This is a genomic window from Maritimibacter sp. HL-12, assembly GCF_900177545.1.
In the GTDB taxonomy this organism is placed as follows: Bacteria; Pseudomonadota; Alphaproteobacteria; order Rhodobacterales; family Rhodobacteraceae; genus Sinisalibacter.
Map to the genome: position 1 here is coordinate 2,614,698 of NZ_FXBQ01000001.1, position 14,491 is coordinate 2,629,188.

Here is a 14,491-nt window from a genome sequence, read left to right on the forward strand (position 1 = left end):
CCGTGCAATCGTCATTCGAATTACCGACCCGGCGCTCTGAGCACGAGCCGCCGGGCCAAGGCGTATGGACCCCGCGCCGCCCTTCCCCTAGAACTCCCGCGAGATTTGCCAAGGAACGCAAGCGATGTGCGCCGATATGCCCGACTACAAAGAAACGCTGAACCTGCCTCAAACCGATTTCCCGATGCGCGCGGGGCTGCCCGCCCGCGAGCCGGGTTGGCTGGAGCGCTGGGAGCGGATCGGCATCTATGACCGGCTGCGCGAAAAGCCGGGCCGCGCGCCCTTCATCCTGCATGACGGCCCGCCCTACGCCAACGGCCACCTGCACATCGGCCACGCGCTCAACAAGATCCTGAAAGACATGATCGTGCGCTCGCAGCAGATGATGGGGCGCGATGCGCGCTACGTGCCGGGCTGGGATTGCCACGGGCTGCCGATCGAATGGAAGATCGAGGAGCAATACCGCGCCAAGGGGCTCGACAAGGACAAGGTCGATATCGTCGATTTCCGGCAGGAATGCCGCCGCTTTGCCGAAGGCTGGATCGATATCCAGCGCGAGGAGTTCAAGCGCCTCGGCGTCACCGGCAAGTGGGACAAGCCCTATCTCACGATGGATTACCACGCCGAGGCGGTGATCGCCGAGGAATTCATGAAGTTCCTGATGAACGGCACGCTCTACCAGGGCTCCAAGCCGGTGATGTGGTCGCCGGTGGAAAAAACCGCGCTGGCCGAGGCGGAGGTGGAATACCACGACAAGGAAAGCCCCACGGTCTGGGTGAAATTCCGGGTGGCCGATCTGGTCCAGCCCGACATGATGCTGTCCGACGAGGAAGCCACCGACGAGACCCGCGCGGCGATGGTCGCGGCCGAGGCAGAGGTCGAGCATGACCTGCTGGGGGCCTACGTGGTGATCTGGACCACCACGCCCTGGACGATTCCGTCGAACCGCGCCGTGGTCTATGGCCAGGAAATCTCCTACGGGCTCTACGAAGTGACCGGGCGACCTGAGGAATGCTGGGCCGAGGTTGGTGATCGCTTCATCCTCGCCGACAAACTGGCCGCGGAGGTGCTTGGCCGCGCGCGGCTGGAAGACGGCATGTGGCGGCGGCTGCGCGATGTGCGCCCGCGCCATCTCGAAGGCATGCAGCTGACCCATCCGCTGGCCGGGGTTGAGGGTGCCAAGGGTGAATGGGACGAGCCGCGCGATTTCCGCGCCGCCGATTTCGTGACCGACGAGGAAGGCACAGGCTTCGTGCATTGCGCGCCGAGCCACGGGATGGAGGAATACGAGCTCTACCGTGGGCTGGGCATGCTCAACCAGGTCATCACCTATAACGTGATGGACGATGGCTCGTTCCGCGAAGACCTGCCGTTCTTCGGCGGCAAATTGATCCTCAAGCCCAACGGCAAGGAAGGCGACGCGAACAAGGCGGTGATCGACAAGCTGGTCGAGGTTGGCGGCTTGCTCGCGCGGGGCCGGATCAAGCACTCCTACCCGCATTCATGGCGCTCGAAGGCACCGGTGATCTATCGCAACACGCCGCAATGGTTCGTGGCCATCGACCACAAGCTCGACGACGGCATGGCGGCCTACGGCGACACCATCCGCAGCCGCGCGCTCACCTCGATCGACAGCCTGGTGACATTCACCCCCGACAAGGGCCGCAACCGGCTCTACGCGATGATCGAGGGCCGACCCGACTGGGTGCTCTCGCGCCAGCGCGCCTGGGGCGTGCCGCTGACCTGTTTCACCAAGAAGGGCGTGCAGCCGACCGACCCGGATTTCCTGCTGCACAACGCGGAGGTCAACGCCCGCGTCACCGCCGCCTTCGAGGAAAGCGGCGCGGACGTGTGGTATGAGGCGGGGTTCAAGGCCCGCGTGCTCGACGGGATCGTGAACCCGGACGACTACGAACAGGTGTTCGACGTGCTCGACGTCTGGTTCGACTCGGGTTCCACCCATGCTTTCGTGCTGCGCGACCGTGAAGACGGAAGCCCCGACGGGATCGCCGATCTCTACCTCGAAGGCACCGACCAGCACCGGGGATGGTTCCATTCCTCGTTGCTGCAAGCCTGCGGCACCAAGGGCCGCGCGCCTTACCGGGGCGTGCTCACCCATGGCTTCACGCTCGACGAGAAGGGCATGAAGATGTCCAAATCCCTCGGCAATACGATCGTGCCCGAGGAAGTCACCCGGCAATACGGTGCCGATATCCTGCGTCTCTGGGTCGCCCAGACCGATTTCACCAACGACCAGCGGATCGGGCCGGAGATCCTCAAAGGCGTGGCCGACGGCTACCGCCGCTTGCGCAACACGATGCGCTTCATCCTCGGCAGTCTTGCCAGCTATGATCCCGCCGAGGCGGTCGATCCCGCCGACATGCCGGAACTGGAACGCTGGGTGCTGCACCGGCTGGCTGAACTCGACGCGGTGGTGCGCGAGGGCTACGCGTCCTACGACTTCCAGGGAGCCTTCCAGGCGCTGTTCAACTTCGCCACGGTCGAGCTTTCGAGCTTCTACTTCGACGTGCGCAAGGACGCGCTCTATTGCGACCCGTCCGACGGCATCGCCCGGCGTGCGGCCCGCACGGTGCTCGACATCCTGTTCCACCGCCTCACCACATGGCTGGCGCCGGTGCTGGTGTTCACCATGGAGGAGGTCTGGCTCGAACGCTTCCCGGGCGACGACAGCTCGGTGCACCTCGTCGACTTTCCCGAAACGCCCGCGGCCTGGCTCGATCCGCTGCTGGCGGAGAAATGGGCCGGGATCCGGCGCGCCCGCCGGGTTGTTACCGCCGCGCTCGAAGTGCAGCGCCGCGACAAGGTGATCGGCGCGTCACTGGAGGCCGCCCCGGTGGTGCATGCCCGCGACAAGGCCCTTGCCGAGGCGCTGCGATCGGTCGATTTCGCCGATCTCTGCATCACCTCCGATATCGTCATCACCTCCGACCCGATGCCGAACGAGGCGTTCCGGTTGCCGGAGATCGAGGGTGTCGGCGTGGTGTTCGAGACCGCCGAGGGCGCGAAGTGCCAGCGCTGCTGGAAGATCCTGCCCGATGTCGGCAGCCACGCCCACCCGGGCACCTGCAGCCGATGCAACGCGGCGCTGGGCTGACGGTGCGCCGTTAACCGATTGTTCACTGATTTGTCGAAGCCGGTGCGGCAATAGCGTATCCCGGTTGGTGATCCCCGTTCGAGATGGACGACCACCAACCGGGAACAAGATGAAGACAGCGATCCTCAGGGTTTTCCGATCCGTCCTGCCACTGGTGTGTGCGGCGGTTTTCGGGACGGCGCAGGCCGCGGAATTCGAGCTGCGCAGCGGTGTCGATGTGTTGCCGAGCAAGCAAAGCACCGTTGAGGCCCTGCATTTCGCCACCGTGTCGCGCGATCTCGGGGGTGGTCTCTACGCCGGTCATTCGCTCTATTCCGCAGCGAAAGGCGATGCCGGCGGGCTCTTCATCGGCGGCTTCGAGGTGTTTCAACGCATCAACATCGCGCCGCGCTGGTCGCTCGATATCGGCGGGTTCCTTGGTGGCGGCGGCGGCGCGCGGGCCTATTACGGTGACGGGCTGATGGCCAAGGGCCAGATGACCCTGAACCACGCCTTTGCCCACGGTTTCATGGCCCATCTTGGAGCCGGCTGGACCCGTGTGCGCGGTTCGACGATCGACACGCCGCACTACAGCTTCGCGGTTTCACGCAAGATCGGGGTTGGTGTTTCGCCGGGGCATGGCACTTCGTTGGTTGCCGCCGGCATAACGATTGCCTCGGCGAAAGCCCTTGGCCGGATCTACCTGCCCGTTTCGAGCGCGCGGCGCAACAGCCCGGGCAACCTCAACCGAATGCTGCTCCTGGGCGGAGAAGTGACCTTTCGCGGCGCGACGCAGGATGCGGTCGAGGTCTTTCTTGCCGGGGCCGCGGCGGCGGGCGGCGATAGCGGCGGCTACGCCGATTGGTTCATCGGGCCCCGGTTCTTCACCGATCCGATCGCCGACGGGCGCCTGCGGGCCTTCGCCGACCTGGGCCTGGGTTTTGGCGGCGGTGGCGACGTCGACACCGGCGGGGGGCTGATGGCGACGGCCAGCGCCGGGCTCGACCTGCGGCTTTCGCCCGGCTTTCATGCCGAGGCCGGGGTGATGGGAATCGGGGCCTTCGGCGGCGATTTTCGGGCGGCGGCGGCCTTCGTGCGCGCCGCGATGCGGTTTGACGACCAACAGGCGCGTGCCGGTGCGCAAGCAACAAACGGCACCCGCCATTGGCGGTTTTCAACCGGATTGAGCCGGCAGGCGAGCCATCCCGGGTTTCGCAAGACCGGCCACCGGTTCACCGGCTCGGATGTGACCCTGATCGAGTCCGGCGTGGACCTGAAACTCACGCCGGAACTCTACCTCGCCGCGTCAGCCTATGCCGCGTTCGATGGTCTGGCCGGCGGCTATGGCATGGGCACGCTCGGCCTCGGCCTCGAATTCCCGTTGCACGACAAGGTGTCTGTTTCCGGCGAAATCTTCGGTGGCGCGGCGGCGGGGGCCGGGATCGCGACCGGCGGCGGGTTGATCGGTGGCGCCAAACTGGAGGTCGATTACCGGGTGCATGACAATCTTGCGCTCAGCGTCGGTGCCGGGCGCTGGTTTTCTCCCGGCACCGCGCGGCCCTGGACGCTGCACGCCGGGGTCAAGATCCCTTTCTCGATGGCCCACGCGAAATGACCGTGGCCGGCGCGGCCTTCGATCTCAGACCGTGGTTTGTGCAGTGCGCGCCGGAATGAGCTGTTGCACGATACCCGCGAAGAGCAGGTAGAGCGAGGTGAGCACAAGGCCCCAATGAGCCCAGCTTTCAGGGTGGAAATCGACCCAGGCGGCCCAGCCCGCAAAGCCGGTCCAGGCCATGGCGACCGGCAGCGAAACAGCCCGCCAACGTTGCGTGCGCACCGGGTGGATGAATTTGAGCGGCGTGAACATTGCCACCGCCAGCGCCACGACGAGGCCGAGCGTGATCCAGAAATCGGGCTGGATGGCGAAGATCACGATCACCAGCATGTTCCAGCAGCCGGGGAAGCCTGCAAAGGAGTTGTCCTTTGTTTTCATCCTGTTGTCTGAAAAATAGACCACCGATGCATAGGTGATGACGATGATCGCGATCCACCCGGTCCAGCCCGGTAGCAACCCCGACTTGAACAGCGCATAGGCCGGGATGAAAACGTAGGTGAGATAGTCGATGATCAGGTCCATCAGCACGCCATTGATCTGGTTGGCGTGGGTCTTGACGTCGTAGCGCCGGGCGAGGGGGCCGTCGATCCCGTCGACGATGAAGGCCACCACCAGCCAGACATACATCAAGCCCCATTTTTCTTCGACGGCGGCGAGCATCGCGAGCATGGCGAAGACCGCGCCGATGGCGGTGAAAAGGTGAACGAAAAGGGCTTTGGTTGCGGGTGTCATGCCTGCCTTCATGGCGGAAACAGCGCAATCGTTCAACGATGATGAGGGCGCGAAACAGGCAAAATGTCGACGGGAGCGCCGTGGTGGGGTGCAATTGCGACCAGGTTGGCCCGGTCGGTCCGATCCGGTCGCCGGGGCCTCCGGAAAGCGCGCCGCATGCCGCCGCGAAGCCTCCGGCGTGCAGATCACCGGCAAGGAGATCTGGCCTGCGCGCAGCACGGGCGGTGACGCGCGGCGCTTGGCACCGGCGCGCCGTCGGCCCGGTTGCCAGACGCACGGCCGGCGGCGCTCAGGTCAGCCGGATCAGGGTGGCATAGGCCGCGCGCACAAGGTCGGCCCCGGGCAGGTTCTCGGCGGCCCGGGCGGCCGGTTCGCCCGGTAGGGCGGGCGGCGCGCTGGCGAGGCGGTGGTGGGCCTGCATGGCGCGCTCGGCGCCGAAACGGGCGAGCGCATCGGTCCGATCCGTGATCGTGCGGGCGGCATCGCTCAGTCGTCCGCGCAACGCGTCCGACGCGGCCTGCGCCATCGGGCTGCCTTCGCGCGCCGCGCTCAGGTTGTTCCGGATGTCGGCCACCTGATCGAATGCGGCCCTCGCGGCGCGGGGCCTGAAACCTTCGCCGTCCATGGCGCGGGGGTCGATGCGGTTGGCGATCTCGGTGAAATCGGCGCTTGCGGTTTTGCCGGGGCCGGCATGGTCCCGGTTCGGGCCGATGGACCTGGCGGCGTGATTTGCCGCGAGGGCACCGGCCTCGCGCAGCGCGCCGCCGATTGCCTTGGCGGGTTTGCGGATATCAGCGAGCGCAAAGGGCGATATTGCGTTCATGGCTCGTCCTTTCTGGGCAAGCTGGGGTTTGGAACCCCGCCAGATTGGCCTGAAAAGATGAACGAAAGGTTCAGCGATACCGAGGATTCGGTTCAATTTGTCACGAATGTGCGCGGGGGTGGCTGGCTTCGTAAACTTCCATCAGCCGCGCCGTATCGACAGCGGTATAGGCCTGCGTCGTCGACAGCGAGGCATGGCCAAGCAACTCCTGGATCGCGCGCAGATCGCCACCGGCGTTGAGCAGGTGGGTGGCGAAGCTGTGACGCATCGCGTGCGGAGTGGCGGTGGCGGGCAGGCCGAGTTGCAGGCGCGCGGCCTCCATCGCCTTTTGCACGAGGCGCGGGTTGAGGGCCGCCCCGCGCGCGCCGCGAAACAACGGCGCATTGGCCTCGTGCGGATGCGGGCAGAGCGCGAGATAGGCCTCGACCGCCGCGCGCGCCGCGGGCAGCACCGGCACGATCCGTTCCTTGCCGCCCTTGCCCCGGATCCTCAGCACCTCGCCGAGCGGTGCGTCGCGGCCCTGCAGCGCCAACGCCTCAGAGATGCGCAGCCCGCAGCCATAGAGCAGGGTGATCACGGCGGCGTCGCGCGCGCCGATCCAGCCCGTGCGGGCCTGGGTTCCGGCCGTCTCGATCACCTCGCGCGCTGCGTCCCGCGACACCGGGCGCGGCAGTTTGCGGGCGAACTTCGGGCTGCGGGTGGACAGCACCGCGGTGGCGTCGAACCCGTCGCGTTCCGAGAGCCAGCGGTAGAAGCTCTTGACCGCCGAGAGTGCGCGAGCCAGCGAGCGCGGGCCGACGCCGCGGCTGCGTTCATGGGCCATCCAGGCGCGCATGTCGGAGAGCCCGACCCGGGCGAGCGCGGCGCGGCCCTGGCCGCCGCCATGATGCCCGGCCATGAAGGCGAGAAACCCGGCGACGTCGGCGCGGTAGGCCTCGACGGTGTTTTCTGCCGCGCCGTCCAGCGCGCGGATATGGTCGAGCCATCCGGCAAGGGCGTCGCGCCCGCCCTGGGATATGGCAATCCGGTCAGCCATGCAGATTTCGAACATTCAATGCGGGAAAACCGCGTTCTCTCCGCTTCAAGTTTTCAGTTTTCCGACAATAGCTCACGAAAGCCAGCGGCGCATCGCACGTTCGAAGACGCCGCCGAAGAAGGCGAGAAGATCGGTGCCTTGCCCGGGTTTGAACTGGTGCGGGTCTTCCGCGCCCATCACCAGCAGGCCGGGCAGGCGGCCCGCGCCAAGGTCGAGCCGGATGCAGGCCTCCGAGCGCACCCAATAGCCGCTGTCGCCATAGATGCGGCCGTCCTGTTCCTGGACCTGACGCAGGGTCACCGGGCGTTCAGTGTGGGCTTGCTGTCCGAGGTAGGCCGAGATGAAGCCCGGCTCGGCGACCACCAGGACATTGCCCAGCCGTTTCACCGCCGCGTTTTCCTCGGTCACTGCCGTTTCCAGCACCAGTCGCACGCAATCGACCCGCAGGATCTCGGCCACTTCGCCGCCAAGATCGGTCATGAAGACCTCGAAATCGGCCGGGTCGAGCATCCGCAGCACCGCGCGGTGAATGAGGTTCATGCCCGCGAGGTTCTCGTAGGCCGCGGCGATCACGCTGCGGTGGGTATCTTCGAGCCGGTCGAGCCGGGCCTCGAGCCGCTCCATCGCGATGCCGCGCAGATCGACGATGTTGGTGCCCATGGCGCGTTCATTGGCCGCGACAAGCGCGCGCATCATGTCATGATCTTCGAGGATCACCTCGGGCTGGGCGATGAGCTGTTCGCGCACTTCGTCACTGATCGGAGCCTGGCTCGTCATGTCTGTCGCTGCCTCGTGTTTTCTTGGTTGCGCGCAGATTAGCAGAGGCCGGATCGGATTTCTGCAACTTTTTTCGCGGCAAACGCTTCGGCTGACATGACAGCCACGAAAAAGTTCAAATCACGGGCGGTCATGGAAAACCGGAACGGGCACCGTGTGGCGCCCGTCACTGCGTTTTCGATGCCGCCGACGATGCGATCAGAGGATCTTGAGCCCCGCCGCCGAAGCGTCGGAAAGGAAGGCGTCGAGCCCCTTGTCGGTGAGCGGATGGGCGGCCATCGCCTTGATCACCGCGGGCGGAGCGGTCATCACGTCGGCACCGATCAGCGCCGCCTCCTTGGCGTGGTTGACGGTGCGGATCGAGGCGGCAAGGATCTCCGTCTCGAAGCCGTAGTTGTCATAGATCTGGCGGATATCGGAGATCAGTTCCATGCCTTCGATGCCCATGTCGTCCAGCCGGCCGATGAAGGGCGAGATGAAGCTGGCACCCGCCTTGGCGGCGAGCAGGGCCTGGGTGGCGGAGAAACAAAGCGTGACGTTGACCATGTGGCCCTCGCCCGAAAGCACCTTGCAGGCCTTCAGGCCATCGAGCGTAAGCGGCACTTTCACCGCGATGTTGGGGGCGATCTCTGCCAGCTTGCGCCCCTCGGCGATCATCGTGTCGGCCTCGGTGGCCAGCACCTCGGCCGAAACCGGACCATCGATGAAGGAACAGATTTCCTTGGTGACCTCGATGATATCGCGACCGGATTTCTTGACCAACGAGGGATTCGTGGTGACCCCGTCAACCAGCCCGAGATCGTCAAGCTCGCGAATCGCGTCGACGTCGGCGGTATCGGTAAAAAACTTCATGGCTTTCCTCGGTCGTCTGCTGCGGTTTATCGTCGCCCGCGTCATACATGATGCTTGGCGGGGCAGAAAGGCCAAAGCGGTGCACCCGGCAAGGGCCAGCGCATTTCCGGGCATTCGTGCGGGGGCAGGAACATGAGCGCAGACGCAGAATTCTTTGACGAAGGCGCACGGGTGGCGGTGCTCACAACCCAGCCGCTCGACCGTATGCTGACCTATCGCGCCCCGGAGGGCGGCTGCTGGCAGGGTGCCTTCGTCGAGGTGCCTCTGGGCCCGCGCAAGGTGATGGGCGTGGTCTGGGGTAAGGGCGAAACCGGGTTCGACGCGGCGAAGCTGCGGGCGGTCTCGCGCGTACTCGACGTGGCGCCTATGCGACGCGAAATGGCGGAGTTTCTTACCCGCGTGGGCGATTACACGCTCACGCCCCTGCACCAGATGCTCCGCCTCGCCACCCGCGCGCCCGGCCTCACCGATCCGCCTTCGATGCGCAAGGTCTACCGGCTCGGCCATATCCGGCCCGAGCGGATGACCGAGGCGCGCGCGCGCGTGATCGAGGTGATGGAAAGCTATGGCGGGTTGGCGTTCACGCTGGGCGAACTGGCCGAGGCCGCCGGGGTGTCCTCCTCGGTGGTGAAGGGGCTGGTGAAGCTTGGCGCGGTTGCCGAGGAGGAAAGCCCGCGCGATCTGCCCTATCCGAGGCTCGACGCCAGCGCCCCCGGCAAGCCGCTGGCCGAGGATCAGGCCGCGGCGGCGGCGGCGCTATGCGCGGGCCTGCGTGCGGGCACCTATGGCACCACGCTTCTGCGCGGCGTGACCGGCTCGGGCAAGACCGAGGTTTACATGGAGGCGGTGGCCGAGTGCCTCGCGATGGGGCGGCAGGCGCTCGTGCTCCTGCCGGAAATCGCGCTGACGGCGGAGTTTCTCAAGCGCGTGGAGGCCCGCTTCGGCGCGCGGCCCGCCGAATGGCATTCCGGCGTGACGATGACCGAGCGGCGCAGGCTGTGGCGGATGGCGGGGGAGGGTGAAGCCCCGCTTGTCGTCGGCGCGCGCTCGGCGCTCTACCTGCCGTTCCGCGATCTCGGGCTGATCGTGGTCGATGAGGAACACGACCAGTCCTACAAGCAGGAAGACGGCGTGCTCTACTCGGCGCGCGACATGGCGGTGCTGCGCGCGAGCATCAACGCGGCCCGTGTCGTGCTGGCCACGGCGACGCCCTCGCTTGAGACCTGGGCCAATGCCGAGGCGGGCAAATATGATCGGCTCGATCTTGTCGCCCGCTTTGGCCCGGCCGTGCTGCCCGAGATGCGCGCGATCGACATGCGGGTGGAAGACCTGCCGGGAAACCGGTGGGTTTCACCCACCCTGCAGGCGCATATCCATGACCGGATGGGCAAGCAGGAGCAATCGCTCCTGTTCCTCAACCGGCGCGGCTATGCGCCGGTGACGATCTGCCGGGCCTGCGGCCACCAGATCGGCTGCGATCACTGCGATGCGCGCATGGTCGAGCACCGGTTTCTGAAGCGCCTTGTCTGCCACCAGTGCGGCGAGAGCAAACCGATGCCCGAGACCTGCCCGTCCTGCGAGGCCGAAGGCAAGCTCGCGCCGGTAGGGCCGGGGGTGGAGCGGCTCGCCGAGGAGGTGCGCGAGATATTCCCCGAGGCGCGGGTGGCGGTGCTCTCGTCTGATCTCTTTGCTTCCGCCCGTGCGCTCAAGGCGCAGATCGAGCTGATCGCGGGCGGCGGGGCCGATATCATCATCGGCACCCAGATGGTGGCCAAGGGGCACAACTTTCCGCTGCTCACGCTGGTGGGGGTGATCGACGCCGACCTCGGTTTGCAAGGCTCCGATCTGCGCGCCGCCGAGAAGACCTTTCAACTGATCCGGCAGGTGGCCGGGCGGGCCGGGCGGGTCGACACCCCGGGGCTGGCGCTGTTGCAGACCTTCCAGCCCGAGCACCCGGTGATCCGGGCGATCCTCTCGGGCAACGAGGAAGGTTTCTGGCGGGCGGAGGCGGCCGAGCGGCAGGCCGCCGGGGTGCCGCCTTACGGCCGGCTCGCGGGGATTGTGATTTCGGCCTCGACGGTGGAGGCGGCCTTCGATCTCGGCAATGCGCTGGCCCGCGCCGATGCGCCGCTGCGCCGCGTGGGCGCGCAGGTGTTCGGCCCGGCACCCGCGCCGATCGCGCGGATCCGCGGGCGGCACCGGGTGCGACTTCTGGTCAAGGCCGACAAGGGCGTCGCCCTGCAAGCCGCGCTCAGGGCATGGATCGGCCAGTTCACCCCGAAGGGCGACACCCGGCTTTCGGTCGATATCGACCCGCAGAGTTTCTACTGATGCGAACGGCCCTGACCGGGGGGCAACCTTGCGTCACGGTGTCGTGGCGGCCTGCGAGCTTGGCCGGCAGATGTAGCCCTTCTGGTCGACCACGTAATCGGTCACCATCGCGCCGACCCACATGAAGAACAGCGCCACCAGTGCGGTGGCCACGAAGAGCGACCCGCCGGTGACACCGGCGCCGATCGCGCAGCCGCCCGCGAGCATGCCGCCGAAGCCCATCAGCACGGCGCCGATCATCGCCCGGCGCATGCTCGCCGCCCCGTCGAAGCCCTGGAATTTGAACTCCCGAAACAGGACCGCCGCGAGGAAAGCGCCGATCACCACGCCGGGCACGAGGCCGACGTCGAAATCGAGGATCGGGTCGCGTTCGAGGAAGAACATCAGCGTATTGGCCGAAGGGCCGGTGAAGGTGGCCGAGGTGATCGTGACCGGCTCGAAGGCCACCCGCGCCAGCGCCGAGGTGAGCCCCCAGCCGAGCGCCACGGCGAACCCGACGCCCGAGGCGAACACCAGCCGCGCCGCCCCGATCCTGTTGCGGCGCGCGAGCACGAGGGCCAGCACGGCGATCGCAAGCCCCAACGCCAGCCCGGCCCACTCGGGCAGGCCGAGCGCGGCGCGCAGATCGACGTTGCGCCCGCCTGACGTGGTCCAGAGCAGCGCAAGATCGTCGCGCAGCGGCGCGAGCCAGCCCTTGAGGCTCATCTGCGCCACCACCGCGAAGATCAGCCCCGAGACGATGGAGCGCAGGTTGCCCGAGGCGGCCAGCACCAGAAGGCGGCCCGAACAGCCGCGCGCCAGCACCATGCCCGCGCCGAACATCAGCCCCCCGATGATCGCCCCCGACCACGAACCGGTGACCGCCATCATCCGGGCGTCGGATGGCTGGATGTAGCCCAGGAGCACGGCGGCCTGCACCCAGACCAGCGCGGTCGAGAAGGTGAGCAGCCACACCGAGACGGAAGGCCCAAGCGTGCGACGCGCGAATTCGATGGTCGCCGCACGCAGGCAGAACCGCGATCGTTGCGCCGAAACACCGAAGACGATCCCGGTGACAAGGCCGAACAATGCGGCGGTTTCGGCCTCGCCGATACGGTCCATTAGCGCGATGATATCCATGCGGGGCTCCTTTGGAGCGCTCAGTTGCACCTGTTCCGCCCTGCGCGCCTTGATCGACGTCAAGTCGCATAATCGAAGTTGAATGCGTTTTTCTGCTCGCCTCCCCTTTCGCGCCGCCCTATCAAACACCATGCGCACGCGAACATTCACCCTCGATCAGGCCAAGAGCCTTCCCCGCTGGCGTCAGCCGGTTGCCCTCTTGATGCTGATGGCGGCGGCGATGCCGATCGCCTTCGCCACCTGGTCGGCGCTGCTCAACAACTTCGTCATCGAGGTGGCCGGGTTTACCGGGGTCGAGATCGGCTGGCTGCATTCGGTGCGCGAATTGCCGGGGTTTCTGGCCATCGGCGTGATCCTCCTGATCATGTTCTTTCGCGAACAGACGCTCTTGGTGTTCAACCTCGGCCTGCTCGGGGCGGCCACGGCGCTGACGGCGTGGTTTCCCTCGCTCGGCGGCATCCTGACCATCACCATGCTCAGTTCGATCGGGTTTCATTATTACGAGACCGTCAACCAGTCGCTCCAGCTCCAGTGGATCGACCGTGCCCGCGCGCCGCAGATGCTGGGCTGGCTGATGGCGATCGGCTCGGCGGCCTCGCTCGTCGCCTACGGGCTCCTCGTGGTGACGTGGAAAACCTTCGATCTGTCCTACAACTTCGTCTATCTCGCCTCCGGCGGTTTCACCCTCGCGGTCGCGATCCTCGCCTGGGCGTTCTATCCGAAGTTCGAAAGCCCCGAGCCGCAGATCAAAACCTTCGTGCTGCGCCGCCGCTATTGGCTCTACTACGCGCTTCAGGCGATGGCCGGCGCGCGGCGACAGATCTTCGTGGTTTTCGCCGCCTTCATGATGGTCGAGCGCTTCGGCTTCGAGGTGCACGAGGTCACCGCGCTGTTTATGATCAACTTCGTCGCCAACATGATCTTCGCGCCGCTGATGGGGCGGGCGGTGGGCAAATGGGGCGAGCGCAACGCGCTGGCGTTTGAATATGTCGGCCTCGCGCTGGTCTTTCTCGCTTACGGCGGGATCTACTATTTCGGCTGGGGCGTGGCGCTGGCGGCGGCGCTCTACATCATCGACCACCTGTTTTTCGCGCTCGCCTTCGCGATCAAGACCTATTTCCAGAAGATCGCGGATATTCCCGATATCGCGCCCACCGCCGCCGTGGCGTTCACGATCAACCACATTGCCGCTGTCTTCCTGCCGGCGCTGCTCGGCTACCTCTGGGTGACCTCGCCGGGCAGCGTATTCCTTCTGGCGGCCGGCATGGCGATCGGTTCGCTGATGCTGGCGCTGATGATCCCGCGCCACCCCGAGAAGGGTCACGAAACGGTGTTCGGGGGGCTTGCCGTCTCCCCGGCGGAGTGACGCGAGGCTATATCTGGGCCAAAGGAGGTGCCGATGTTTGGTCTGTTTGAAAAATCCGAGATGATCGCGCGGGAAAACGCGCTGCCCGGGCGCGCTGCGCCAATCCCCACCGCCGAAACGCATCACGTCTTCGGCCGCCCGCTTACGCTGGAGGTGCCGCCGGGCCATCAGGCGGCAGTGTTCGGAATGGGGTGTTTCTGGGGCGTGGAGCGGCTGTTCTGGCGGTTGCCCGGCGTCTGGATGACACTGGCGGGCTACGCCGGCGGCTACACCCCGAACCCGACCTACGAGGAGGTCTGTTCCGGGCGCACCGGGCACACCGAGGCGGTCTGGGTGACCCATGATCCCGCCGTGATCTCCTATGACGAGCTTCTCAAGGTGTTTTGGGAGGGCCACGATCCCACCCAAGGCATGCGGCAGGGCAACGACCGGGGCACGCAATACCGCTCGGCAATCTACTGGACCACCGAGGCGCAGCGCGATGCGGCGCTGGCAAGCCGCGATGCCTTCGCCTCGCGGCTCGGCACCGCAGGCTACGGCGCGATCACCACCGAGATTGCCGAGGCCGGGGCGTTCTACTGGGCCGAGGATTACCACCAGCAGTACCTCTCGAAAAACCCGAACGGCTATTGCGGGCTGGGTGGCACCGGCGTGAGCTGCCCGATCGGCACCGGGGCCTGAGGCCGGGGCAGGGGGCTGCCCGGACGGCACCGGGCTTTCTTGACCGCCGCGCGGCCCGGGGGTAG

11 protein-coding genes are annotated in these 14,491 nt (G+C 66.5%); 5 read left to right on the forward strand and 6 right to left on the reverse strand.

Going from position 1 to position 14,491, the window contains the following annotated elements; translation table 11 throughout:
* The first annotated feature begins 124 nt into the window (after positions 1-124).
* Together ileS and B9Y97_RS13080 are read left to right on the forward strand one after the other, a co-directional pair.
* Complete coding sequence (ileS, locus tag B9Y97_RS13075; RefSeq protein ID WP_085527148.1) at positions 125-3,115, forward strand: isoleucine--tRNA ligase; 2,991 nt, start codon at positions 125-127, stop codon at positions 3,113-3,115.
* Between the two features lie 109 nt (positions 3,116-3,224).
* Positions 3,225-4,709, forward strand: a complete 1,485-nt coding sequence (locus tag B9Y97_RS13080) for a hypothetical protein (RefSeq protein WP_139828306.1) — start codon at positions 3,225-3,227, stop codon at positions 4,707-4,709.
* Positions 4,710-4,733: 24 nt separating this feature from the next.
* Here the strand turns inward: B9Y97_RS13080 and B9Y97_RS13085 are convergent, their stop codons facing one another.
* The 5 genes from B9Y97_RS13085 to fsa form a co-directional block, all read right to left on the reverse strand.
* The gene (locus B9Y97_RS13085) at positions 4,734-5,441 is read right to left on the reverse strand and encodes a CDP-alcohol phosphatidyltransferase family protein (protein WP_085528259.1); all 708 of its coding nucleotides are present in this window, start codon (positions 5,439-5,441) and stop codon (positions 4,734-4,736) included.
* A 289-nt stretch (positions 5,442-5,730) separates the two neighbouring features.
* Complete coding sequence (locus B9Y97_RS13090) at positions 5,731-6,264, reverse strand: hypothetical protein (protein WP_085527150.1); 534 nt, start codon at positions 6,262-6,264, stop codon at positions 5,731-5,733.
* 100 nt (positions 6,265-6,364) lie between these two features.
* Positions 6,365-7,315 carry a tyrosine recombinase XerC gene (locus B9Y97_RS13095; protein WP_254900917.1) on the reverse strand — a complete coding sequence of 317 codons (951 nt, stop codon included), beginning with the start codon at positions 7,313-7,315 and terminating at the stop codon, positions 6,365-6,367.
* A 57-nt stretch (positions 7,316-7,372) separates the two neighbouring features.
* Positions 7,373-8,077: a DUF484 family protein gene (locus tag B9Y97_RS13100; RefSeq protein ID WP_085527151.1), complete on the reverse strand. Its 705-nt coding sequence runs from the start codon at positions 8,075-8,077 to the stop codon at positions 7,373-7,375.
* 198 nt (positions 8,078-8,275) lie between these two features.
* Positions 8,276-8,929 carry a fructose-6-phosphate aldolase gene (gene fsa / locus B9Y97_RS13105; protein ID WP_085527152.1) on the reverse strand — a complete coding sequence of 218 codons (654 nt, stop codon included), beginning with the start codon at positions 8,927-8,929 and terminating at the stop codon, positions 8,276-8,278.
* Positions 8,930-9,061: 132 nt separating this feature from the next.
* Between fsa and B9Y97_RS13110 the strand changes: the two genes are divergently transcribed.
* Positions 9,062-11,260 (forward strand): primosomal protein N', encoded by a 2,199-nt coding sequence (locus tag B9Y97_RS13110; protein ID WP_085527153.1) that lies wholly within the window; start codon positions 9,062-9,064, stop codon positions 11,258-11,260.
* 33 nt (positions 11,261-11,293) lie between these two features.
* Here the strand turns inward: B9Y97_RS13110 and B9Y97_RS13115 are convergent, their stop codons facing one another.
* Complete coding sequence (locus B9Y97_RS13115) at positions 11,294-12,379, reverse strand: YeeE/YedE family protein (protein WP_085528261.1); 1,086 nt, start codon at positions 12,377-12,379, stop codon at positions 11,294-11,296.
* A gap of 130 nt (positions 12,380-12,509) precedes the next feature.
* On the opposite strand from B9Y97_RS13115, the gene B9Y97_RS13120 reads away from it, so the two are divergent.
* Positions 12,510-13,745 carry an MFS transporter gene (locus B9Y97_RS13120; RefSeq protein ID WP_085527154.1) on the forward strand — a complete coding sequence of 412 codons (1,236 nt, stop codon included), beginning with the start codon at positions 12,510-12,512 and terminating at the stop codon, positions 13,743-13,745.
* Positions 13,746-13,778: 33 nt separating this feature from the next.
* Positions 13,779-14,426: a peptide-methionine (S)-S-oxide reductase MsrA gene (msrA, locus tag B9Y97_RS13125; RefSeq protein WP_085527155.1), complete on the forward strand. Its 648-nt coding sequence runs from the start codon at positions 13,779-13,781 to the stop codon at positions 14,424-14,426.
* Positions 14,427-14,491 lie beyond the last annotated feature (65 nt).